20 protein-coding genes are annotated in these 22311 nt (G+C 31.8%); 9 read left to right on the forward strand and 11 right to left on the reverse strand.

All coding sequences use genetic code 11. The features are described from left to right. Positions 1–22 precede the first annotated feature (22 nt). From JM82_RS07865 to JM82_RS07890, 6 genes are all read left to right on the forward strand, one after another. Positions 23–976 carry a glycosyltransferase family 2 protein gene (locus JM82_RS07865; protein WP_145002155.1) on the forward strand — a complete coding sequence of 318 codons (954 nt, stop codon included), beginning with the start codon at positions 23–25 and terminating at the stop codon, positions 974–976. A gap of 71 nt (positions 977–1047) precedes the next feature. Then, positions 1048–2775 (forward strand): phospho-sugar mutase, encoded by a 1728-nt coding sequence (locus JM82_RS07870; RefSeq protein WP_145002156.1) that lies wholly within the window; start codon positions 1048–1050, stop codon positions 2773–2775. Positions 2776–2779: 4 nt separating this feature from the next. Next, entirely contained in the window at positions 2780–4618 is a 1839-nt protein-coding gene (locus JM82_RS07875; RefSeq protein WP_145002157.1) for an ABC transporter ATP-binding protein, read from the forward strand. A gap of 274 nt (positions 4619–4892) precedes the next feature. Beyond that, positions 4893–5438, forward strand: a complete 546-nt coding sequence (locus JM82_RS07880; protein WP_145002158.1) for an RNA polymerase sigma factor — start codon at positions 4893–4895, stop codon at positions 5436–5438. Between the two features lie 33 nt (positions 5439–5471). Then, positions 5472–5954, forward strand: coding sequence for a hypothetical protein (locus tag JM82_RS07885; RefSeq protein ID WP_145002159.1), 483 nt, complete (start codon positions 5472–5474; stop codon positions 5952–5954). 11 nt (positions 5955–5965) lie between these two features. After that, positions 5966–6415, forward strand: a complete 450-nt coding sequence (locus JM82_RS07890; protein ID WP_145002160.1) for a glycosyl transferase family 90 — start codon at positions 5966–5968, stop codon at positions 6413–6415. A 132-nt stretch (positions 6416–6547) separates the two neighbouring features. Here JM82_RS07890 and JM82_RS07895 read toward each other — a convergent pair whose 3' ends face one another. The 11 genes from JM82_RS07895 to JM82_RS07945 all read right to left on the reverse strand — a co-directional run bounded on the left by JM82_RS07895 (position 6548) and on the right by JM82_RS07945 (position 15057). Next, positions 6548–7645: a WD40/YVTN/BNR-like repeat-containing protein gene (locus JM82_RS07895; RefSeq protein WP_145002161.1), complete on the reverse strand. Its 1098-nt coding sequence runs from the start codon at positions 7643–7645 to the stop codon at positions 6548–6550. Between the two features lie 79 nt (positions 7646–7724). Next, the gene (locus JM82_RS07900) at positions 7725–8393 is read right to left on the reverse strand and encodes an SCO family protein (protein WP_145002162.1); all 669 of its coding nucleotides are present in this window, start codon (positions 8391–8393) and stop codon (positions 7725–7727) included. Further along, positions 8390–9016 (reverse strand): toxin-antitoxin system YwqK family antitoxin, encoded by a 627-nt coding sequence (locus tag JM82_RS07905; protein ID WP_145002163.1) that lies wholly within the window; start codon positions 9014–9016, stop codon positions 8390–8392. The genes JM82_RS07900 and JM82_RS07905 overlap by 4 nt, the downstream gene beginning before the upstream one ends. Positions 9017–9027: 11 nt before the next feature. After that, complete coding sequence (locus JM82_RS07910; RefSeq protein WP_145002164.1) at positions 9028–9825, reverse strand: YHYH protein; 798 nt, start codon at positions 9823–9825, stop codon at positions 9028–9030. Between the two features lie 74 nt (positions 9826–9899). After that, positions 9900–11042: a YHYH protein gene (locus JM82_RS07915; protein WP_145002165.1), complete on the reverse strand. Its 1143-nt coding sequence runs from the start codon at positions 11040–11042 to the stop codon at positions 9900–9902. A gap of 24 nt (positions 11043–11066) precedes the next feature. Continuing rightward, positions 11067–11594 carry an EF-hand domain-containing protein gene (locus JM82_RS07920; RefSeq protein WP_145006694.1) on the reverse strand — a complete coding sequence of 176 codons (528 nt, stop codon included), beginning with the start codon at positions 11592–11594 and terminating at the stop codon, positions 11067–11069. Positions 11595–11761: 167 nt separating this feature from the next. Beyond that, on the reverse strand, positions 11762–13210 hold the full coding sequence (locus tag JM82_RS07925; RefSeq protein ID WP_145002166.1) for a CotH kinase family protein: 1449 nt from the start codon (positions 13208–13210) through the stop codon (positions 11762–11764). A gap of 32 nt (positions 13211–13242) precedes the next feature. Beyond that, positions 13243–13527, reverse strand: a complete 285-nt coding sequence (locus JM82_RS07930) for an EF-hand domain-containing protein (RefSeq protein ID WP_145002167.1) — start codon at positions 13525–13527, stop codon at positions 13243–13245. Between the two features lie 137 nt (positions 13528–13664). Next, positions 13665–14126, reverse strand: coding sequence for a Spy/CpxP family protein refolding chaperone (locus JM82_RS07935; RefSeq protein ID WP_145002169.1), 462 nt, complete (start codon positions 14124–14126; stop codon positions 13665–13667). Positions 14127–14128: 2 nt separating this feature from the next. After that, positions 14129–14443, reverse strand: a complete 315-nt coding sequence (locus tag JM82_RS07940) for a hypothetical protein (RefSeq protein ID WP_145002171.1) — start codon at positions 14441–14443, stop codon at positions 14129–14131. 35 nt (positions 14444–14478) lie between these two features. Next, entirely contained in the window at positions 14479–15057 is a 579-nt protein-coding gene (locus JM82_RS07945; protein WP_145002173.1) for an RNA polymerase sigma factor, read from the reverse strand. A gap of 165 nt (positions 15058–15222) precedes the next feature. Here JM82_RS07945 and JM82_RS07950 point away from each other — a divergent pair, with 165 nt between their 5' ends. The 3 genes from JM82_RS07950 (at position 15223) to purL (ending at position 22256) form a co-directional block, all read left to right on the forward strand. Then, the gene (locus tag JM82_RS07950; RefSeq protein ID WP_145002175.1) at positions 15223–16434 is read left to right on the forward strand and encodes an RsmB/NOP family class I SAM-dependent RNA methyltransferase; all 1212 of its coding nucleotides are present in this window, start codon (positions 15223–15225) and stop codon (positions 16432–16434) included. A gap of 120 nt (positions 16435–16554) precedes the next feature. Then, positions 16555–18393: an endonuclease gene (locus JM82_RS07955; protein ID WP_145002177.1), complete on the forward strand. Its 1839-nt coding sequence runs from the start codon at positions 16555–16557 to the stop codon at positions 18391–18393. Positions 18394–18557: 164 nt separating this feature from the next. Next, positions 18558–22256: a phosphoribosylformylglycinamidine synthase gene (purL, locus tag JM82_RS07960; RefSeq protein WP_145002179.1), complete on the forward strand. Its 3699-nt coding sequence runs from the start codon at positions 18558–18560 to the stop codon at positions 22254–22256. Positions 22257–22311: the final 55 nt, after the last annotated feature.

The raw sequence follows: 22311 nt of genomic DNA on the forward strand, positions 1-22311 counted from the left end.
AAAATATATTTCAAATTAAATTATGAACATATCAGTAGTCATACCACTACTTAACGAAGAAGAATCATTAACAGAATTACACCATTGGATTGCAAATGTGATGCAAACCAATGGTTTTTCTTATGAGCTATTGTTTATAGACGATGGTAGTACAGATAATTCTTGGAAAATTATTGAAAAAATCCAAGAATCGGACAATAACGTTAAAGGTATTAGATTTTTAAAAAACTTTGGAAAATCTCAAGCATTACATGCTGGTTTTGCTACAGCAACAGGAGATGTAATAATCACTATGGATGCCGATTTACAAGACAATCCAGAGGAAATACCTGAACTTTACAACATGATTACTAATCAAGGTTTTGAGTTAGTTTCTGGATGGAAAAAAAAGCGTTACGATAATAAGTTAACTAAAAACTTACCTTCAAAATTATTTAATTGGGCAGCAAGAAAAACTTCAGGTGTCCAACTTAATGACTTTAATTGCGGACTTAAAGCCTACAATAAAGATGTTGTTAAAAACATTGATGTAAATGGCGAAATGCACAGATACATTCCAGTTTTAGCCAAAAATGCTGGATTTTCTAACATTGGTGAAAAAATTGTACAACATCAAGCTAGAAAATATGGCGAAACCAAATTTGGAATGGATCGTTTTGTTAACGGGTTTTTGGACTTAATTACCATTTGGTTTTTATCCAGATTTGGCAAAAGACCTATGCATTTATTTGGTGCATTAGGCGTTATTATGTTTGGCTTAGGACTTGTTTTTGCTTTGTATTTAGGAATAGACAAACTATTTTTTAATACCTCAGGTAGGCTAATCACCCAAAGACCTCAGTTTTATCTAGCATTAGTAACCATGATTTTAGGATCACAATTTTTTGTTGCTGGTTTTTTAGGCGAAATAATTTTACGTCAAAAATCAGACAAAAAACGATATTTAATTAAAGAATCCTTAAATTTAAAGGACTAAACTTATTAATTAATAACAAAACAAATAACTACCTTTAAGTAATTATTTATCTTAATTTAAGACTACAACCTATGAGACATATTGAACCAGAACTTTTAAACAGAGTCAATACTTGGTTAACTCCAGCTTTTGATAATGAAACACAAGATTATATAAAAAATCTTATTGCTTTAGAGCCTACTGAGCTTAAAGAAAGTTTTTATAAAGACTTAGAGTTTGGTACTGGAGGTATGCGTGGTGTAATGGGAATTGGGACAAACAGAATTAATAAATATACCTTAGGAAAAAACACACAAGGTATTTGTAATTACATGAAAACTGTTTTCCCAGGAGAAAACTTAAAAGTTGCTATCGCTTACGACTGTAGACACAACAGTAAAAGTTTAGCAAAAGTTGTGGCAGACGTGTTTTCATCAAACAATGTCAAAGTTTATTTATTTGAAGACCTACGTCCTACTCCAGAGCTATCTTTTGCTTTAAAACATTTAGACTGTCATTGTGGTATTGTTTTAACTGCTTCACATAATCCACCAGAATATAATGGTTACAAAGTATATTGGCAAGATGGAGGACAATTAGTACCACCTCAAGATGCCGAAATTATTAAAATAATAAATGCCTTAGACTATGCCGAAATAAAATTTGAAGCAAAGCCGGAGTTAATAGAATATATAGGAAAAGAAGTTGATGATGTTTTTATTGATGCAGCAGTAAAAAACGGAAGTTTTGATACACCCAAAGCTGCCAAAGATAATCTAAATATAGTTTTTACATCCTTACACGGAACTTCCATTACTAGCATACCAGAAACGTTTAAACGTGCAGGTTACAATAATGTAAATATTGTTGAAGAACAACGTGAGCCTAATGGCGATTTCCCAACTGTAAAATCTCCAAATCCAGAAGAACCTGAAGCACTTAAGATGGCTTTAGAATTAGCAGAAAAAGTAGATGGAGATATTGTTATAGGTACAGATCCTGATAGCGACAGAGTTGGTATTGCTGTTAGAGGTTTAGATAATAAAATGATTTTATTAAACGGAAACCAAACCATGGTCATGATGACTAATTTTTTATTGCAACAATGGAAAAATAACAACAAAATAAATGACAATCAATTTATAGGAAGCACCATTGTATCTACGCCAATGATGACTGCTTTAGCAGATGCCTTTAAGGTAGAATGTAAAATTGGTCTGACTGGATTTAAATGGATTGCTAAAATGATTAAAGACTTTCCAAACCAAGAGTTTATTGGTGGTGGAGAAGAAAGTTTTGGGTTTATGGTTGGTGATTTTGTACGTGACAAAGATGCTGTAACATCTGCTTTACTTGCTTGCGAAATTGCAGCTCAAGCAAAAGCTAAAGGCAGTAGTTTTTACAAAGAATTAATACAACTGTACACTAAACATGGTTTTTATAAAGAACGTTTAATATCCATGACTAAAAAAGGTATAGAAGGTGCCCAAGAAATCAAACAAATGATGATTGATGCTAGAGAAAACCCTCTAACAACAGTTAATGGGTCAAAAGTTATCAAGATTGAAGACTATCAATTATCTGAAGCAAAAAATACAATAGACAATACTACAAGTACTATTAATGTACCTAAATCTAATGTATTAATTTATTATACGGAAGACGGAAGTAAAATAGCCTTAAGACCAAGTGGTACAGAGCCTAAAATAAAATTCTACATTAGCGTTAATACAACTTTAGACAATGTGTCAGAATTTGAAGCTACGGAACAGAAATTGGAAAGCAAGATTGATGCTATATTAAAAGATATGCAGTTATAATTAAATGGATCAAAACCTAAAAAAAATAATCCCATATATTAAACCTTATAAGTTTAATATTGTGATGAATGTTATTTTTAATATTCTATACGCGCTTTTTAGCACATTATCATTTATAACAATGTTTCCGTTGTTAGAAGTGCTATTTCAAAAAAACGCAGAGCCTACAACTATTCTAAAAAAACCTGAGTACACTGACATTTGGAATATTACTGATTATTTAAAAGATTTATTTTTCTATGAAATTGGTAACCTTAATGAAATCCATGGTCCTCAATATTCATTATTGTTAGCTGTTGGTTTAGTAATTACTACATTTTTACTTAAAAACTTATTTAACTATTTAGCGTCCTTTCATATGATGCATTTAAAAAATGGAGTTTTAAGTGATCTGCGTAAAAAAATGTATCAAAAAATTATAAGCTTATCAATACCTTTTTATTCAAATCGCACAAAAGGAGATATAATGGCTAGAATGTTAGGTGATATTAGCCAAGTACAATCATCATTTTTTGTTATTTTAGAACTTATTGTTAGAGAGCCTTTAACAATACTATTTACGATTTATGCTATGCTAAAAATTAGTGTAAATCTTACACTTTTTGTTTTTGTTTTCATGCCTATTTCTGGTTTTATAATTTCTAGAATCGGTAAAAATTTAAAATCAAAATCAACAAAAGCTCAAGAAGAATCAGGAAAACTCATATCAATTGTAGAAGAAAGCCTAACAGGATTAAAGGTTGTTAAAAGCTACAATGCAGAATCTAGTTTTACAAAAAAATTCAATAATTCTGTTGACCGTTTATTAAAATTATCAAATAGTATAGGTAACAAAAACAACCTAGCCTCACCAATGAGTGAATTTATGGGTATTGTTACAATTGCTATTCTTTTATGGTATGGAGGTAATCTAGTATTAGTTGAAAAAACACTAGAAGGCGAATTATTTTTAGTATATCTACTATTAGCTTATAACATTTTAACACCAGCAAAAGCAATCTCTAAAGCATCATATTCTGTAAAAAATGGACTAGCAGCTGCAGAGCGTGTATTTGAAATCTTAGAACAAGAAGAAACTATAACTTCAAACAGTGATGCTATTGACTTAACAAGCTTTTCTCACGAAATTAACATCGAAAACATCAATTTTAGATACGAAGAAGAAAATGTACTTAAAAAATTCAGCTTAAAAGTACCTAAAGGAAAATCTGTTGCTCTTGTAGGACAATCTGGAAGTGGAAAAAGTACAATAGCTAATTTACTGACCCGTTTTTATGATGTAAATGAAGGTAATATTACTATTGATGGTAATGACATAAAAACAGTCACAAAAAAGTCTTTACGCAATCTAATGGGATTAGTAACACAAGATTCTATACTATTTAATGACACCATAAAAAATAATATTTTAATAGGTAAACCTGATGCAACCGAAGACCAAATTATCGACGCTTTAAAAATTGCAAATGCTTGGGAGTTTGTTAGTGAGTTACCAAAAGGTATTGAAACCAATGTTGGAGATGCAGGAAACAATTTTTCAGGTGGACAAAAACAACGTCTAAGTATTGCTAGAGCTGTACTTAAAAACCCTCCTATTATGATTTTGGATGAAGCAACCTCAGCTTTAGATACTGAAAGCGAGCGTTTAGTGCAAGTTGCATTAGAAAACATGATGAAAAACAGAACATCTATTGTAATTGCGCATAGACTGTCTACTATTCAAAATGCAGATCAAATTATTGTAATGCAAAAAGGTGAAATTGTAGAACAAGGTACACACACAGAACTATTAGAAAAAAACGGTATGTATAAAAAGTTAGTAGAGATGCAAAGCTTTGAATAATTAAAACAATAAATAAATTAAAAAAAGGATAAACTTGGTTTATCCTTTTTTTTGTGCATTGCTAGATTTGGGGCCAACAACATAACTAAATTTAATAATATAAATCTAACGCAAATAATACTAAAAAACAAGTAAAATTTGGTTTTAAACCGATAAAACATACATTTAATCGTTTATTTTTGTATAAAACCATGATTTACAGACTTTTAATAATCATTAAAAATTCTAATAAAATTTTTAAACTATTAGCTTAAATTAGAGTCTAATAATTAATATGTCAGAGAACGAAACACTTTTAGTGCAGCAATTACAATCTGAATCAGAAAAAAACGCTGCTTTTAAAACACTAATCACGCTATACAAAGAGCGATTGTATTGGCACATTAGACATATAGTAAAATCTCATGACGATGCGGATGACGTTTTACAAAATACGTTTATAAAGGTTTTTAAAAACATTAATAAATTTAAAGGCGACAGCCAATTATACTCTTGGATTTATAGAATAGCAACTAACGAAGCTTTAACGCATTTAAAAAGAAACGCAAAATTAAAAAACACTGCTAGTCACGATACTCAGGATTTAGCAATAAACAATTTACAATCGGACGTTTACTTTGAAGGAGAAGCCATACAGCTTAAACTTCAAAAAGCAATAGCAACACTTCCTGAAAAACAACAATTAGTATTTAATATGAAATATTTTCAAGATTTAAAATACAGCGAACTATCAGAAATACTTGACACCAGTGAAGGAGCTTTAAAGGCATCCTACCATTTAGCTTCTAAAAAAATAGAAGCCTATTTAAAAGAACATTAAACCAATTACGTTTTTTTTAGTCTTAATAATACAATGAAAAAAGAAAGCTTAAATACAATCAAGACTTCAGGATTTAAAATCCCTAAGGACTACTTTGAAGGATTAGAAGATGCCATTCTAGCGCAAGCAACATTAGAAGGACATTCTAAAACCCCTGGTTTTAAGGTTCCAGATGGTTATTTTGAAACTTTAGAAAACAATATTTTATCTAAATTAGATAAGCCAGAACCTAAAGTATTTAATCTTTTTAACAAAAAAACTATTGTATCATTATCTAGCGTTGCTGCAGCCATAGTACTATTATTTAATTTAAACCTATTTAAAGCAGCTCCTACATTAGACAGCTTAGATACAGATACCGTAGAAAACTATATTTTAGATGAAATAGAAATTAACGATCTTAATATGTTAATTAATGACTCGGAATTATCACAAACAGATTTTATAGATTATAATTTAATTGAAGTTGAAGACTATATTGACGATATAGATTTAAACGACTTATACCAAGAATAAAACATATTACAATGAAAAAACATATTATAACATTACTAGTTTTAGTGTTTTCTTTTAGTGCAATTGCACAAAAAGAAAAAATAAAACAACACGAAAAACTTAAAGCTTTAAAAGTAGCACACATTACAGAGCAATTAGATTTTTCCTCCAAGGAAGCAGAAGCTTTTTGGCCTATTTACAATGACTTTGAAGAACAAAAAAGCAAATTAAGAGAAGCATCTGACATCAAACGTAAGGATATTGATGTTACAAAATTAACTAACAAAGAAGCTGAAACCCTAATTAAGGACATGCAAGATTTGGAAGACGCTAGAGTAAAAAGCTATAAAATATACGTTGATAAGCTTTCAAAAATAATTAGTTACAAAAAAATTGTATTACTATTTAATGCTGAGCGCTCCTTTAAAAGAAAAATGATTGAAGAGTTTAGAGGAAGACACAAAGACAATAAAAAAGACTAAAAAAAAGAAGCCAATAGGCTTCTTTTTTTTTGCATAAAACTTAACTTGTTTTGATTTTAAATTCTTTGATTGAATAATTATGAGATTCTGAAAATAAATTCAGAATGACGCTATTTCTACTATTAAAACAATCTATTTAAAGGTTAATTTACTAATCTTTTTATTTCCTGCAGCATACGCTGTTGTTTCATCTATAAACCTAATAGTATAATACCCATCATCACTTAAATGCGTCCACGTATTACCAGCATCACTACTGTAATCTATTCCTTTAAATCCAATTGCAACTAATTGTTGCGCATTGCTATTTGGTAGGTATTGCACACAGCTTCTGTAACCAGGCCCAGTACCATTAGACATAAGTTGCCATGTTTTTCCGCCATCAATAGTCTTTATTTTATTAGCCACATTATCATCTGCTTTGGTGTAATCTCCTCCTACTGCAAAACCATTGTTTTCATCATAAAAATCTATACTATAAATACCTGTAGTTTCTAAGCCTTGTATAATTGGTGTTTCAAAGACCTCCCAAGTGTTTCCTTTATCTGGAGAATATAAAATACGACTAGCCTTACCACCTGTAGCCACCCAAGTTTTATCGCCTACAATAGCTATATTAGTATCACTTGCAGCAAATGCAGCTTCTCCTTCTTTTGCTTTTGGTAACATATCACACGATAGTTTTGTCCAAGACTCTCCTCCATCTCGTGTTATAATTACACTTAAACAATCATCTGTTGGATCTCCAATTGCAATACCTTCTTGGTCATTCCAAAATTCCATAGCATCGTAGAATGCTTTTTCATGATTTTCTTGATACACGACTGTGTTTTTATGTAAATCAACATCTAAATTAAAAATCAAAGCAGGTGACCCTATACTTAACCCATAACCTTTATTACTAGTAACAGCTAATGCTCTAAAATTTGGAATAATGCTATCGTGTTTTATTTGAATGGGGAATACCTTTTTAATCGCATTAATTCCTGGTAAATCACTATGAAAATACATACCAAATTTACCTTCAGAAGTTAAGTAGGCTAAACCAACAGTATCAATAATTTCAATAGCTCTTACATTTAAAGCATCATCTTCTATCAACGTTTCTATCTCAACAGCTGTAAAAGTTGTTTTGATTGGCTTTGGTACCGTTTTATATTTACCAATACCACAACTACCTAATCCAATTATAAGCGAAATATTAAATATTAGATATATTATTTTTTTCATGATTATTAATTTTCTATAAAAATAGAAAAGCTCCACCATTACAGCGAAGCTTTCCTGAAAAATAATCAACCAAAATTATTTACCCTTCTATTTTTAATGCTTTTATATCTATAATTAATTGAGCTATGGAAGCTCTATTTAATCCATTATAGATACCTCTTATGTGTTTATTTTTATCTATTAGTAAAAAATTTTCGGTGTGTAAAAAGTCATCAATACTTTTTATTTCTCCTAAATCACTTTCTACAAAATAGTGATCTCTTCCCAAATCATATATTTGTTGTCTATCGCCTGTTACTAAATGCCATTTATTAGCTATAACGTTATTATTGGTAGCATAAGCATTTAAAACAGAAACTGAATCTGTACTTGGCATTACCGAATGAGATAATAATAAAACGTCCTGATCGTTTTTAAATTCTTCCTGAATTTTGGCCATATTACCTGTCATTTTAGGACAAATACCTGGGCAGGTTGTAAAAAAGAAATCGGTAATATATATTTTATTATCAAACGTGCTTTGCGTTACCGTTTCTCCTAATTGGTTTTGTAAAGAAAAGTCAGGGATTTTATGAAACGCCCTTTCCTCTTTAGTATTAGGTGTTAACCAGTGCGGTGTAAACGAGTCATCGTTGTAATATGGCAGATACTCTACTCTGCTGTTTTCAATTACTTTAATGTTTTCTTTTTTAACGTCCTTCTTACAACTAGTAAAAATTAACACTACTATGATGCATAAGTATTTCATAAAACTATTTTTTTTCTGATTACAACTTCATCTTCTAATCTAACACATGAACTAGCCCGTCTCATACCAAAAATACGTCCATTTTTTGCTTCGTAATTAACATATAATTTGCCATTAGCTAACCACGCTTTTTGAAAACCATGCTCTTTTCCATCCGCAAAATTTCTTAATTTAAACATTTGCCCATCAGGAAACCATTGTTTTTCTTCACCTTGCTTTACACCGTTTTCATAAAACGACTGCCCAGATAACTCACCATTTTCCCACCATGTTTTATAAACACCGTCTAACTTATTATTTTTATAATAAGATTCTAGTTGTAGTTTTTTATTTTTAGTCCAACGTTTTGCTACACCTTCTCTTCTTCCATTAAAAAAACCTAATTTTTCTTCTAAAACGCCATTTGGATAATATTTTAAAGAATAACCAGTATACGGTTTGTCTTTGTAATACCATCTTCCTTTATTACCATTAAGTACCAATGCTTCCTTTAATAATTCTACATTACCTATAACTATTGCCTGTTCATTTTTAGTGACGGTATTACTACTTGTACTATCAGAAGCGTCTTTACAACCTGTTATTGTAAATACTATAACTATAAAAAAAAGAATTGGTCTCATGCTTTTATATTTTAGTAACCTTGGAATGGTCCTGCAAATAATACATATGCTGGTGCGTATGCATAATTGCTAGCCGGATATACTTCGTTTATTATATGGTAATGATACTCCTCTACTCCATTTGTGTATTGTGTAGTAGATGTATGACCACCAGAAGCATCTAAATCTGTAGGATGTGTACCTGTAGCACTACATTGTCTACCATAAATAAACACACCATCCAATAATATTCCAACTAAACTATCGTCGTTGCTAGTAATTGGTGTAGGCTCTAAATGATAGTGATATACACCAGGACCTTTATGTGCGCCAGCCCAATCTAAACTTCCAGCTGCTTGATCTAAATCTCCCATGCCTTCCTGATCATTAAAAATAGACGCACCACTAACAGCAATACCAATAGTGTTTAATTGTGTAGTAACGGAGGCACCTGTTAAATTTGGTGTTGCATCCACTGTAAAACTTGCAGCTTCTCCTTGACCTCCGCCAATATATGTGTTTTGAGTTGTTTTAGTTACGCCAGGTTCATCAATATAAAGTGCATTATCAGGTTCCCAATAAATTGAAGTATGATCAGGAAACCCTGTCGTTTCAATATTTACTTGAGTACCATCATCAGATAGTAGTACTGTAACAGCATCCGAATTAAATGCTGAAAACGCTGCATGTAATTCTGTTACAGCTACCTCCTCATCATCATTAGTACCATCAATTACTGAAACGTCACTTACTGAATCATCACTATTACAAGCAAATAATGCTAAAGCAACAATTGAAATGTACGTTAAAGGTTTAAATATAAGTTTCATACTATTAGCGTTTTAAGGTTATTTAAAGTTTAGATGCGTGTTATCAAAAAAACTTGCTTTTTATTTTATATAAATTAATTTCTTCCGCCTTGAGGACGTCCGCCTTGTGGTCTTTGTCCTCCATTTTTTGAGGCTTTTTCTAATTCTTCTTTTGTAATAAAACCATCGCTATTGCTATCAATTTTAGAAAAGTCTTCTTTTAAAGGCCCTTTAGCTTCGTTAACAGATAATTTACCATCATTATTAGCATCCATCTTTTCTATTATTTGAGATGGATCTGGTCGTTCTCCTTGACCATTTGGTTGTCCATTTGGTGGTCCTTGTTGATCTGCTTCTACTTCTCCCATAACACAACGACCAACATAAGGAAACTGATTAGTTACTAAATACATATACTTACCATCAACAGTAATACCATTACACTCGTCTAAATCTCCATAACCAGCTACATACTCGTAATCAGAGCCATATGTCCCATCATGATGACCACCAACAGCAATATCCATATGTTGATGAGGATTATCATAAGTACAATCTTCACCTTCTCTGGTTCCGTCTAACAGTTTAAAGCTAGGTTTATACTGTCCACTTTTTGAATAGTACATAGGAAAACCATCATGAGCAAATCCAATATGAACCAAATCTTGTCCTGTATCAAATTTTGAAATCACAGACGTTGGCGTCCCATGATAATGATAAGCACCTGTAGGTTGTACATGTGCATGATTAAAATCCAAACCAAGATCTATAACATCCTGAATAGCCTCTACACGATAATTTTCTCCTGTATCACAAATAACCACCTCTGCAGTTTGAGGTTCAAATTTAATTCCATTTAAAGCAATTCCTGGTTCTCTCATCCATTGCGCTTTACCAGTATATTTTGGTATTAATGGAAATGAATAAGTGATATCCTGAGGCGCGATAGTATTTGGATTACCTGGATTAGGAAAAGCTCCTGTGTCATGGTTTGGTAATGAATTGGTCACCATAATACGTGTATCTCCAACAATACTAACTTTAGTTTTAGTCCCAAAAGTAGCATCCTCTAGGTCGTAATTCCCGTAATAATTGGTTGTAGAATTTACGTTATTTTCTGTGTCATGGGAATGATTTTCGGATCCATCATGACTATGAGACGTAGATTTTTTTTGACTATTACAACCTAACAAAAGTCCAATAATCACTAGTGTAATAATTTTAAATATATTTTTCATTTGTTTGGTTATTCTTGTTTAACATCAGTCTCTTTTTCTACGTTTAGGCTTATCGTCAGTTTCAAAAAACGCCTTTAATTCTTCCAAATCTAACTCACCATCACTATTAGTATCTATCTTACTAAAATTATCAGATAATTCAATTTTCTTTTTAGCAGCTACTTCTAATTCATTTAATGTTCCGTCACCATTATCATCAACAGCTTTGATTATTTTTTTAGCTGAAATTTTTCTAGGCTTACTATCATCTAAAGACACTTTTAATTCATCCAAATCAATCACTCCATCTTCGTTAGTGTCAATGACATCAAAATCTTCTGATATTTTCCCTCTTTCATCGCTAGCTGCTTCATCTTTATCAATCACTTGATCTTTATTAATGTCTAATTTTGAAAGAATTTCAGACGCATCTGGTGTGCCTCCACGTTGCTGACCTCTTCCGCCTCCTCTTCCGCCTTGTCCACCTCCACCTGGAGGTCCTTGAGCAAAAACGCTAAAACATAATAGCATTGAAAAGACTGTTAATACTGTTTTTAATTGGTTATTTTTCATTTTTAAATACTGTTTATAAGCTTTAGATGTTTTTATTCTATAAAACTTGTGATAAAATGTTTTATATTGAAGTTATTTCGTCTTAATAGTATATCGTTATTATAAAGGCCTCATAAGTTTTACATAATGAAGCCTTTAACTGCTATTAAAAAACTAATTAATTATTTTTAATCTAAGTAATCACTAACTGCTGTTGCACGAGATGATACATGTGTATTTAAAAGGTTAACTGCATTTTGGAAATCCGAACCATTTTCTAAAAAACTATAACCTGCAACTTCTGATGTTGCATAAGGTTGTATTAATGCTGCGTAATTCGCGTACAGAGACTGAATTGTGCTAACATTAAAAGCATTTTCTACAACGTCTTGTACATAGGTGTCATATTGCGCTTTGTAAACCGAGTCTTGATACAAATAGCCAATTAATGGCCATTCAGAGTTGTTTAAACCGGAAAAATCCAATGGTAATGAGCCTCCCATTTTTCCTGTTTGCAAAGCTTCGTTATTATCCCATGGTATCCATGTTAGTTTACTAGTATCGGGATTGTTATATAAAAAATAATTATGTGTCATCCTTCCATAAGTATCCCAATTTTGAACGACTGTATTAACTGCTAAGTATTTTATAAAAACATCTGTATCAAACACAGCGTCAAGATTTGCTCTCCATGATTCTGGGTCTGTAGTTCTTGAACCATCATTTATTACAGCTAATAAACTAGCAACATCATCAAAATCGCCTTCATCTTCATTAGTTTTTTTAACGTATTCACTTTCATTATAAGTTCCCATAGCAAAACTAGCAGCAACACCATCTGGCTTGTATAAATTACCATCATCATCAGAAAATTGTGTATCTAAAACGGTATCATCCACTTCTTCCACCATAGTGTACAGTCCAAAATATTGTGGTCCATCACCATGGTCTACATAAACGGTATAAAATGCGGTATGTGAGGCTACTAATCCTGAGTTTCTAAAAACATCTGTCGCTACTTTTTCGCGCAACATAGACTTATCATCAAAGTTATTTTTAAGACTTAACTTTTTAAAACCATAAAAACGTTGGTTGTCTATTTGTGGATAATCATCTTCAAACTCATCAAAATCTAATTTAAGCGAAAGTTTTAAAATCCCATTTTGCCAGCTAGTTTGTAAACTAGAATTACCTTTAAATCTTACACCAACGCGATACCATTCAATACCATTATAAAATACTTCGGCAGGTACAAAAATTGGATCTTCATCAGTTTCTGTTAAAACACCACCACCAGCTCCTCCTGGACCACCTGCACCAGCTCCAAAAGTTCCGTAAAGGCTTGTCATATTATCAAGCATAGATTGCCAACGTGCTTCAGTAATTACTATATCTAATCTTTTTACAGCGTTATCTTCAAATACTTCTTCAAAATTAGGATCTGCATCTTTACTGTGCGTCTCAGAAGTCCAATCTGTGGCTTCAAAATCAGTATCGTCAATTACTACAACGTCTTCATCCTCTATTTCTGTTGTTGTAACACTATCATCGTCATTACAAGAAGTAAAGACTGTAAGCGTTATACCAAATACAACTGCTATTAATAAAAGGTTTAATTTGCTTTTTATATACTTCATATTATTTATGGTTTATTGGTTATGTTATCTAATTAGTTACGTTCTCTTTTTTTTGGTTTTGGTGCTTTTTTAAATTCAGCTTCAGATATAAATCCGTCTTCATCTGTATCAATTTTATCAAAATTTTCTTTTAAAGGTCCTTTGATTTCGGATTTAGATAATTTACCGTCTTCATCTTTATCCAATTCTTTTAATAACTGACTAAATGTTGGTGGTTCTTTTTTCTGCTTATCGCTAGATTGAGCGCTAACACTAGTTACACTTAAAACTGTTAAACCAAACACTAATACTGCTGTACTTAATATGTTGTTTTTCATGACTAAAAATTTATTTGTTATGGTGTTTAGATGTCTAGTTTTAAAATAACTTGTGGCCAATTATGTTAAATAAAACACAAAAAAAAAGACCTTTAATTTACCGAAGGTCTTTTTATATTTTTTAATAACATTGTGTTTTAATCTGGTCTATTAGGATGTTCTGGTCCTTGATTATCAAATCTTCGTGCTTTTTTTATTATAGATTTAAATTGTTCTTTTTGTTTATCATCAGACAAATTATAAATTGCCCTTAATCTTTTAAACAATTCGTGTTCTCTTGTAATTGTTTTGTCTGCAATATTTACTATTAAATTATCTATCTCTTGTTGATCAATTGAAGCTGCAGTAATATTACTAAACAACTGGTCTTTTAAAGACTTAATAGCATCACCAACTGCACGCATATTATTGTGATGTTTAGCTTCTAAACTTTTAAATTGTGCTAATTGTTGGTCATTAAATTTTAACTCAGTTACAATAAAATCTCCTGATGCTTTAGGTCCATTCTGACCTGGACGACCTATATAATTGAATAGAAAAAAGCCATTCATTATAATTAAAACAATAAGTAAAAGATATAAAACGGTGTGTTTTTTCATGATTATAATTTTAAAAATGAAGATTCTGAATCTGAGTTCAATCCATAATCTGAGGCAAAACTAGAAATAGCGTCGTTATATTTTGTGCTATTAATTTGGCGGATAGCATATACGTTAACAATTACAACACAAACTAACGTTGCTAATTGTAATTGCGGTGTAAACCAACTCCAAGATTTAGAAGTTACCTGTTTTTCTGCAAACATTTTTTGCATAGTTTTATCCTTAAAAAAAGGAGAAACTTGGACACTATTTAAAGTATCTAAAGCATTTAATGTGCTATCTATTTTATCTTGAATGTTATTATTTGTGTTCATATTAATTTAGATGTAATAGTCTTAAAAAACTTGTGTTACTCTTGATTTTTATAAAAATTTTCTAGTGTTTTTTGTAAATTCTTTTTAGCTCTAAACAGCAAAGACTCAATAGATCCAACACTTTTATTAGTAATTTCACTAATTTCTTTATAGCTTTTATCATCAATTTTATTTAGCGTAAAAACTATACGTTGTGCTTCAGGCAATTTGTTAATAGCTAAAAACAAGATTTCACTAGTTTCTTTTTGTTCTAAAACTAATCCTGGATGATTAATCTCTGTAAAGTAACTAGCTTTATCTAGATTATAATCATTACTTGACAATGACTCTAAAAAAGCAAAACGTTTTTTAGCGTTTTTTTTTCTAATAAATTCTAAACATTTATTGGTTGTAATCCTATAAATCCATGTGGCTAACTTAGATTCTTGCTTAAATTTATGAATAGAATTAAAAACCTCCACAAAAACCTCTTGAGCGATATCCTCTGCATCTTCCCTATTTGGTACAAATGACAGACAAGTCCCAAACACTTTGTGCTGAAAATCCTCCAAAAGCTTACTATAAGAGGCGCTACTTTTAGCCTTAAGCTGGTGTATAAAATCTGTTTCTGTCAAAAATGTTAGATATTCTATTAATAAGTTTAGATGCAATACTTTTAAAAAACTTGTGCATTTATTTAAAATTATTTTTTAAATGACAAATCTATAATATCTTAATACTAAAAAGTAATACAAATTGGTGTTATTTAAGTAACTTTGCACGTTATTAAATACAAAAAAATGCGCTTACACAAAAATTTATGCTTTGCCACAGTTGATGGTTTATTATTAATCTTTAACGACGGTCATTATGCAGATAAAGTTGTTCAACAATTACTTAAACGCGACAAACGTTGGGGAAGTCGTGATAGAGGTTTTGTTGCAGAAACCACATACGATATCGTACGATGGAAAAGGCTTTATGCAGAAATTGCTGAAGTAAAAGAACCATTTAACAGAGATGAAATCTGGCGTATGTTTGCGGTTTGGGCTACACTAAAAGGTATCACACTTCCTGATTGGAAATATTTTGAAAATACACCGACAAGAAAAATTAAAGGTCGTTTTGACGAATTTTCTAAAATTAGAAAAATAAAAGAGTCGTTTCCAGATTGGATGGATGAGTTAGCTGCTGAAGCTTTAGGCGAAGCTGTTTGGACTAAAGAAGCTGCTGCCTTAAATGAGCAAGCTGATGTTATTTTAAGAGTAAATACACTTAAAACAACTAGAGAAAAACTTAAATCCGATTTATTTGATTTAGATATTGAAACTGAAGCATTAGAAAAATACCCAAATGCATTAAAATTAGCCGAACGTGGTAATGTATTTACTACAGAGGCTTTTAAAAATGGTCATTTTGAAGTGCAAGATGCCTCTTCTCAATTAGTTGCAGAATATTTACAAGTAGAACCTGGAATGCGTGTTGTGGATACATGCGCTGGTGCAGGAGGAAAAACATTGCACCTTGCAAGTTTGATGGAAAATAAAGGTCAAATAATTGCACTAGACATTTACGATAATAAATTAAAAGAGTTAAAACGTCGTGCTAAACGTGCTGGAGCTCATAATATTGAGCCAAGACACATAGACTCGACTAAAGTTATTAAAAAACTTTATGATAAAGCAGATCGTGTATTAATTGATGCACCATGTTCTGGATTAGGCGTTTTAAGAAGAAATCCAGATGCTAAATGGAAAATGCAACCAGAATTTATTGAAAAAATCAAAAAAACACAAGCCGAAATATTAAGCTCATATTCTAGAATGGTTAAGTCTGGAGGAAAATTAGTATATGCTACATGTTCTATTTTACCATCAGAGAATCAAGATCAAGTAACCAAATTTTTAGCTTCAGAAAGTGGTAAAGAGTTTTCTTTAATCAAGGATAATAAAATTTTATCTCACCAATCAGGCTATGATGGCTTTTATATGGCGCTTTTAGAAAGAAAATAATTGTATTTCAACTTAAATAATTGTATTTAAAAAGTTAACATTTTTAAAATCAATTATTTTAGTTACAAATAACATGTATAAATTTAATTAACATATCGTAATACCCTTTAATATTTAACAATGAAACAATTTTACTTATTATCATTAACCTTACTACTAACACTAACTAGTTTTGCTCAAGTTCCAGCTAATTATTATGATAGTGCTACTGGATTAACTGGTTATGCTCTTAAATCAGAATTAAGAAGTATTATTACTAATGGACATTCTGATCAAGGCTATTCAGGTTTATGGTTGGGATATGAAACCACAGATAGAGACCTTTATTATGAAAACGATAATACAATTTTAGATATTTATTCTGAAAAACCTACTGCTACAGACCAATACAGCTATACATACAACTCTGATCAATGCGGAAATTACAATGCTGAAGGTGTTTGTTATAACAGAGAACATTTAGTGCCTCAATCATCATTTGGAGAAGCCTCTCCAATGAAAAATGACATACATCACGTGTATCCAACAGATGGCTATGTTAATGGCGGACGCGGAAGCTTTGCATTTGGTATTGTGGGTTCTGCTAGTAATACATATTCTAACGGATCTAAAAAAGGAACAAGTGCTGTTCCTGGATATTCAGGAACTGTTTTTGAACCAATTGACGAGTTTAAAGGTGATGTTGCAAGAGCTTTGTTATACTTTGCGACACGTTATGAAAACACAGTTGATGGTTACACCAGTTTTGATATGTTTAATGGTACTAATGACCAAGTATTTCAGGGTTGGGCTATTAGTTTGTTATTAGATTGGCACAATAATGTTGATCCAGTAGATGCCAGAGATATACAACGTAATAACTCAGCTTACAATTTTCAAGGTAACGCTAATCCATTTATTAGTCATCCAGAATACGCAAATGCTATATGGAATCCTGGACCTACAGATACACAAGCTCCAACAGTGCCTGCAAATATAGTAGCTTCTAATCCAACATCAACTACAATTGATTTATCTTGGTCAGCATCTACTGACAACACAGCTGTTGTAAGTTACGATGTTTTTGATGGTAGCAATTACGTAAATACAGGATCAAACGCAACGACTTATACTATTTCAGGATTAACACCAGAAACGACTTACACGCTATCTGTAAGAGCAAGAGACGCAGAAGACAACACCTCTGCATTAAGTACAACAGCTACTGAAACTACATTAGCTGGAAGTACAGGTACAAGTAACGATTTGTACTTTTCAGAATATATAGAAGGTTCTAGTAACAATAAAGCTTTGGAAATTGCAAACTTTACTGGAGCAGCTATAACAGACCTAACAGGTTATGAACTAAGATTAAGCTCTAACGGTAACTCGGGATGGACAGCAACATACAACTTTCCTAGTGGTGCATCAATCAATAATAATGACGTGTATGTTATAGGAAATAGTAATTTATCAGTATGTACAGCTGCTGTAGATGATTCAAATAATACCATTACAGGATTTAATGGTAATGATGCTATAGGATTATTTAAAAACGGAATCCTAATTGACATAATTGGTACTTTAGGAGATAATACGATTTATGCTGCAAACACTACTTTGGTAAGAAATTCAAATATTTCTGGAGGAAATAGCACCTTTAACCTAAATGAATGGACCGAATCTCCATCTGATACATGTACCAACTTAGGACAACATAATCAAACATTAAGCACAACAGACTTTAACAAACAAGAAATCAAAATATATCCAAACCCTATTAAATCTAGCTTATTAACTATTGAGGTTAATGAAAACTCTAGCTTTGAAATTTATGATATTTTAGGTAAAAAGATTTTAAAAGGTAACGTGACTTCTAAAAACAATAAAGTTAGTCTATCTAGCTTAAGTAAAGGTGTCTACATATTAAGATTACAAAACAAAAACGGTAGTATTACTAAAAAACTGATTAAAGAATAAGTATATCTTAATCTATAATTTAAAAAGCGACTTAATTAAGTCGCTTTTTTTTGTTTAAAACCTAGTGAATAACTCTTAAATTAAGCAGCAATTATTATCTATAATTAACCCTAAAAAACCTAAATTTGTGTCTTTATAAAAAACAACACTCAAACTAAAATATAATGATTCATTTCTTCGGAAACCAAAACAGTAACCTTTTTGCTGTTCAAGCAACAAAAGAATTATCAACGCAAACCATTTCTAAATTGATTTGGTTATTTGGCAACCAGCCAAAAATAGAACAAGCATCATTAGATGCTTTTTTTGTTGGTCCTAGAGCTGCAATGATTACACCTTGGAGTACTAATGCAGTAGAAATCACCCAAAATATGGGTATTGATGGCATCATCAGAATTGAAGAATTTGAAGCTTGCCAAAAAGACTTTACAGGTTTTGATCCAATGATTTCAGAAAAATATAATGGATTAAACCAAGAGTCTTTTACAATAAATATCCAACCAGAACCAATATTAAATATTGAGGATATAGCGTCTTATAATCAACAAGAAGGTTTAGCTTTAAATGATGAAGAAATTGAATACCTAGAAGGCGTATCAAAAAAAATAGGTCGTCCATTAACAGATTCAGAAGTCTTTGGGTTTTCTCAAGTCAACTCAGAACATTGTCGTCATAAAATTTTTAATGGGACATTTGTCATTGATGGAAAAGAAAAAACAACATCGCTTTTTAAACTAATTAAAGAAACCTCCAAGCAACATCCAAACACTATCGTTTCGGCATATAAAGATAATGTTGCTTTTATAAAAGGTCCTAAAGTGGAGCAATTTGCGCCAAAACGTGCAGATGTTCCTGATTTCTATGTAAAAAAAGATTACGACTCTGTTATTTCGCTTAAAGCGGAAACACATAACTTTCCAACAACCGTAGAGCCATTTAATGGAGCTGCAACAGGATCTGGAGGAGAAATTAGAGACAGATTAGCTGGTGGAAAAGGATCGTTACCATTAGCAGGAACTGCTGTTTACATGACATCTTATTCTAGATTAGAAGAAAATAGACCATGGGAACAAGCTATGGAAGCACGTCCTTGGCTATACCAAACACCAATGGATATTTTAATAAAAGCTAGTAATGGTGCATCAGACTTTGGTAACAAGTTTGGGCAACCTTTAATTTGTGGATCTGTCTTAACGTTTGAACACGACGAAGCAAAAAGCACGATTATTAATGGTGAAAAAAGAACCAACAGAAAAATTGGTTACGATAAAGTAATCATGCAAGCAGGAGGTATTGGTTACGGTAAAGCAGATCAAGCATTAAAAGATACACCTAAAAAAGGTGATAAAATAGTAATTTTAGGTGGTGAAAACTATCGTATAGGAATGGGTGGAGCTGCAGTATCCTCTGCAGATACAGGAGAGTTTGCTTCTGGTATAGAGCTTAATGCTGTACAACGTTCTAACCCAGAAATGCAAAAACGTGCTGCCAATGCTGTGCGTGGAATGGTAGAAAGTGACGAGAATTTTATAGTCTCTATACATGATCATGGTGCAGGTGGACACTTAAACTGCTTATCAGAATTAGTTGAAGACACAGGTGGAACTATAAATTTAGATGCCTTACCTGTTGGTGATCCAACCCTTTCTGCCAAAGAAATTATAGGTAACGAATCTCAAGAACGAATGGGATTAGTTATTGCCGAAAAACATTTAGATCATTTAAATAGAATTGCAGAAAGAGAACGTTCTCCGATTTATACTGTTGGTGACGTAACAGAAAACAATAGATTTACATTTAAATCTAAAACCAAAGGTGATACACCTATGGATTTAGCTTTAGAGGATATGTTTGGAAGTTCGCCAAAAACAATAATGACAGACACCACAATTGACAGAAATTATGGTGGTATCTCTTATGACCCAAATTTATTTTACGATTATCTAGACCAAGTATTACAACTTGAAGCTGTGGCATGCAAAGATTGGTTAACAAATAAAGTGGACCGTTGTGTTGGCGGTAAAGTTGCCAAACAACAATGTGTTGGTCCATTACAAATCCCATTAAATAATATGGGTGTAATGGCTTTGGATTATAATGGTGTCGAAGGGATTGCTACGTCTATAGGACACTCTCCTATCTCTGGATTAATTGATCCTGTTGCTGGAAGTAGAAACAGTATTACAGAAGCACTTACTAACATTATTTGGGCTCCATTAAAAGATGGACTAGAATCTGTATCATTATCTGCCAATTGGATGTGGCCTTGTAAAAATGAAGGTGAAGACGCACGTTTGTACGAAGCAGTACAAGCTATTTCAGAATATGCAATTGACTTAGGAATCAATGTTCCGACAGGAAAAGACTCGTTGTCAATGAAGCAAAAGTATCCTAACGAGGAAGTTATTTCTCCTGGAACTGTAATTATTTCTGCTGCAGCAAACTGTAATAATATTAAAAATGTTATCGAGCCTGTTTTTAAAAGACAAGGTGGTGATATATATTATATAAACTTATCTCAAGACGACTTTAAATTAGGAGGAAGTAGCTTTGCGCAAATATTAAACAAAGTTGGTAACAACACTCCAAACACTAAAGACGCTAAGTACGTAAAAACAGTATTTAATACTATCCAAAAATTAATTAAGGATAATCAAATTATAGCTGGACATGATATCGCTTCTGGTGGACTAATTACCACATTATTAGAGTTATGCTTTGCTGATGTAAATTTAGGTGCAGAAATAGATATTACTGCTTTAAACCAAAAGGACTCTTGTAAAGTCTTATTTTCTGAAAATTCAGGGATTGTTTTTCAATCTAAAGATGATGCTATAGAAAAAGTACTTACAGACGCTAATATTGCTTTTTATAACATTGGTAAAGTTACTGATAGTGATACATTAAGTGTTATAAATGGTATTGAAGTCTTTACTATGACTGTCTCTAGATTAAGAGACATGTGGTACAAAACATCTTTTTTATTAGACCAAAAACAAACTGCAAACGGTTTAGCTAAAACACGTTTTGACAACTATAAAAAACAAGATTTACAGTATAGTTTCCCTAACCATTTTACAGGAAAACTTCCAACAATAGATAGCGCTAAACCAAGACCAAAAGCTGCAATTTTACGTGAAAAAGGAAGCAATTCTGAACGCGAAATGGCTAATGCAATGTATTTAGCTGGTTTTGATGTTAAAGATGTACACATGACAGATTTAATTTCTGGTCGCGAAACTTTAGAAGATATTCAGTTTTTAGGAGCTGTTGGTGGTTTTTCTAACAGTGATGTTTTAGGGTCTGCAAAAGGTTGGGCTGGAGCAATAAAATACAATGAAAACGCTAATAAAGCCATAAATAACTTCTTTAAAAGAGAAGATACTTTGTCCATTGGTATTTGTAATGGTTGTCAATTATTTATGGAATTAGAGTTGATTAATCCAGAACATGAGGTGCATGGAAAAATGCTTCACAATGACTCTAAAAAACATGAAAGCGCATTTACTTCAGTAACAGTTCAAGACAATAACTCGGTAATGCTTTCATCACTAAAAGACACGACCTTAGGTGTTTGGATAAGTCATGGAGAAGGTAAATTTAACCTTCCTAAGTCAGAGCAAGAGTATAACATCGTTGCAAAATATGGTTACAATAGTTATCCTGCAAATCCAAATGGATCAGATTTTAATACGGCAATGCTATGTGATAAAACTGGTCGTCATTTAGTAATGATGCCACATATAGAGCGTTCTACTTTTCAATGGAATTGGGCTAACTATCCAGATAATAGACAAGATGAAGTATCTCCATGGTTAGAAGCGTTTACCAATGCGAAGCAATGGATTGAAAATAAAAAGTAAGATAATTCATATTTTTTTTAATAAATTTCTTAGGTTTATGCTGTAATAATTCAGA

Origin of the sequence: Olleya sp. Hel_I_94, from assembly GCF_007827365.1 — a bacterium.
Taxonomy (GTDB): domain Bacteria; phylum Bacteroidota; class Bacteroidia; order Flavobacteriales; family Flavobacteriaceae; genus Olleya.

Coding starts and splice junctions, on each gene's coding strand:
- JM82_RS07865 (WP_145002155.1), top strand. CDS start 23: ATGAACATATCAGTAGTCATACCACTACTTAACGAAGAAGAATCATTA.
- JM82_RS07870 (WP_145002156.1), top strand. CDS start 1,048: ATGAGACATATTGAACCAGAACTTTTAAACAGAGTCAATACTTGGTTA.
- JM82_RS07875 (WP_145002157.1), top strand. CDS start 2,780: ATGGATCAAAACCTAAAAAAAATAATCCCATATATTAAACCTTATAAG.
- JM82_RS07880 (WP_145002158.1), top strand. CDS start 4,893: ATGTCAGAGAACGAAACACTTTTAGTGCAGCAATTACAATCTGAATCA.
- JM82_RS07885 (WP_145002159.1), top strand. CDS start 5,472: ATGAAAAAAGAAAGCTTAAATACAATCAAGACTTCAGGATTTAAAATC.
- JM82_RS07890 (WP_145002160.1), top strand. CDS start 5,966: ATGAAAAAACATATTATAACATTACTAGTTTTAGTGTTTTCTTTTAGT.
- JM82_RS07895 (WP_145002161.1), bottom strand. CDS start 7,645: ATGAAAAAAATAATATATCTAATATTTAATATTTCGCTTATAATTGGA.
- JM82_RS07900 (WP_145002162.1), bottom strand. CDS start 8,393: ATGAAATACTTATGCATCATAGTAGTGTTAATTTTTACTAGTTGTAAG.
- JM82_RS07905 (WP_145002163.1), bottom strand. CDS start 9,016: ATGAGACCAATTCTTTTTTTTATAGTTATAGTATTTACAATAACAGGT.
- JM82_RS07910 (WP_145002164.1), bottom strand. CDS start 9,825: ATGAAACTTATATTTAAACCTTTAACGTACATTTCAATTGTTGCTTTA.
- JM82_RS07915 (WP_145002165.1), bottom strand. CDS start 11,042: ATGAAAAATATATTTAAAATTATTACACTAGTGATTATTGGACTTTTG.
- JM82_RS07920 (WP_145006694.1), bottom strand. CDS start 11,594: ATGAAAAATAACCAATTAAAAACAGTATTAACAGTCTTTTCAATGCTA.
- JM82_RS07925 (WP_145002166.1), bottom strand. CDS start 13,210: ATGAAGTATATAAAAAGCAAATTAAACCTTTTATTAATAGCAGTTGTA.
- JM82_RS07930 (WP_145002167.1), bottom strand. CDS start 13,527: ATGAAAAACAACATATTAAGTACAGCAGTATTAGTGTTTGGTTTAACA.
- JM82_RS07935 (WP_145002169.1), bottom strand. CDS start 14,126: ATGAAAAAACACACCGTTTTATATCTTTTACTTATTGTTTTAATTATA.
- JM82_RS07940 (WP_145002171.1), bottom strand. CDS start 14,443: ATGAACACAAATAATAACATTCAAGATAAAATAGATAGCACATTAAAT.
- JM82_RS07950 (WP_145002175.1), top strand. CDS start 15,223: ATGCGCTTACACAAAAATTTATGCTTTGCCACAGTTGATGGTTTATTA.
- JM82_RS07955 (WP_145002177.1), top strand. CDS start 16,555: ATGAAACAATTTTACTTATTATCATTAACCTTACTACTAACACTAACT.
- purL (WP_145002179.1), top strand. CDS start 18,558: ATGATTCATTTCTTCGGAAACCAAAACAGTAACCTTTTTGCTGTTCAA.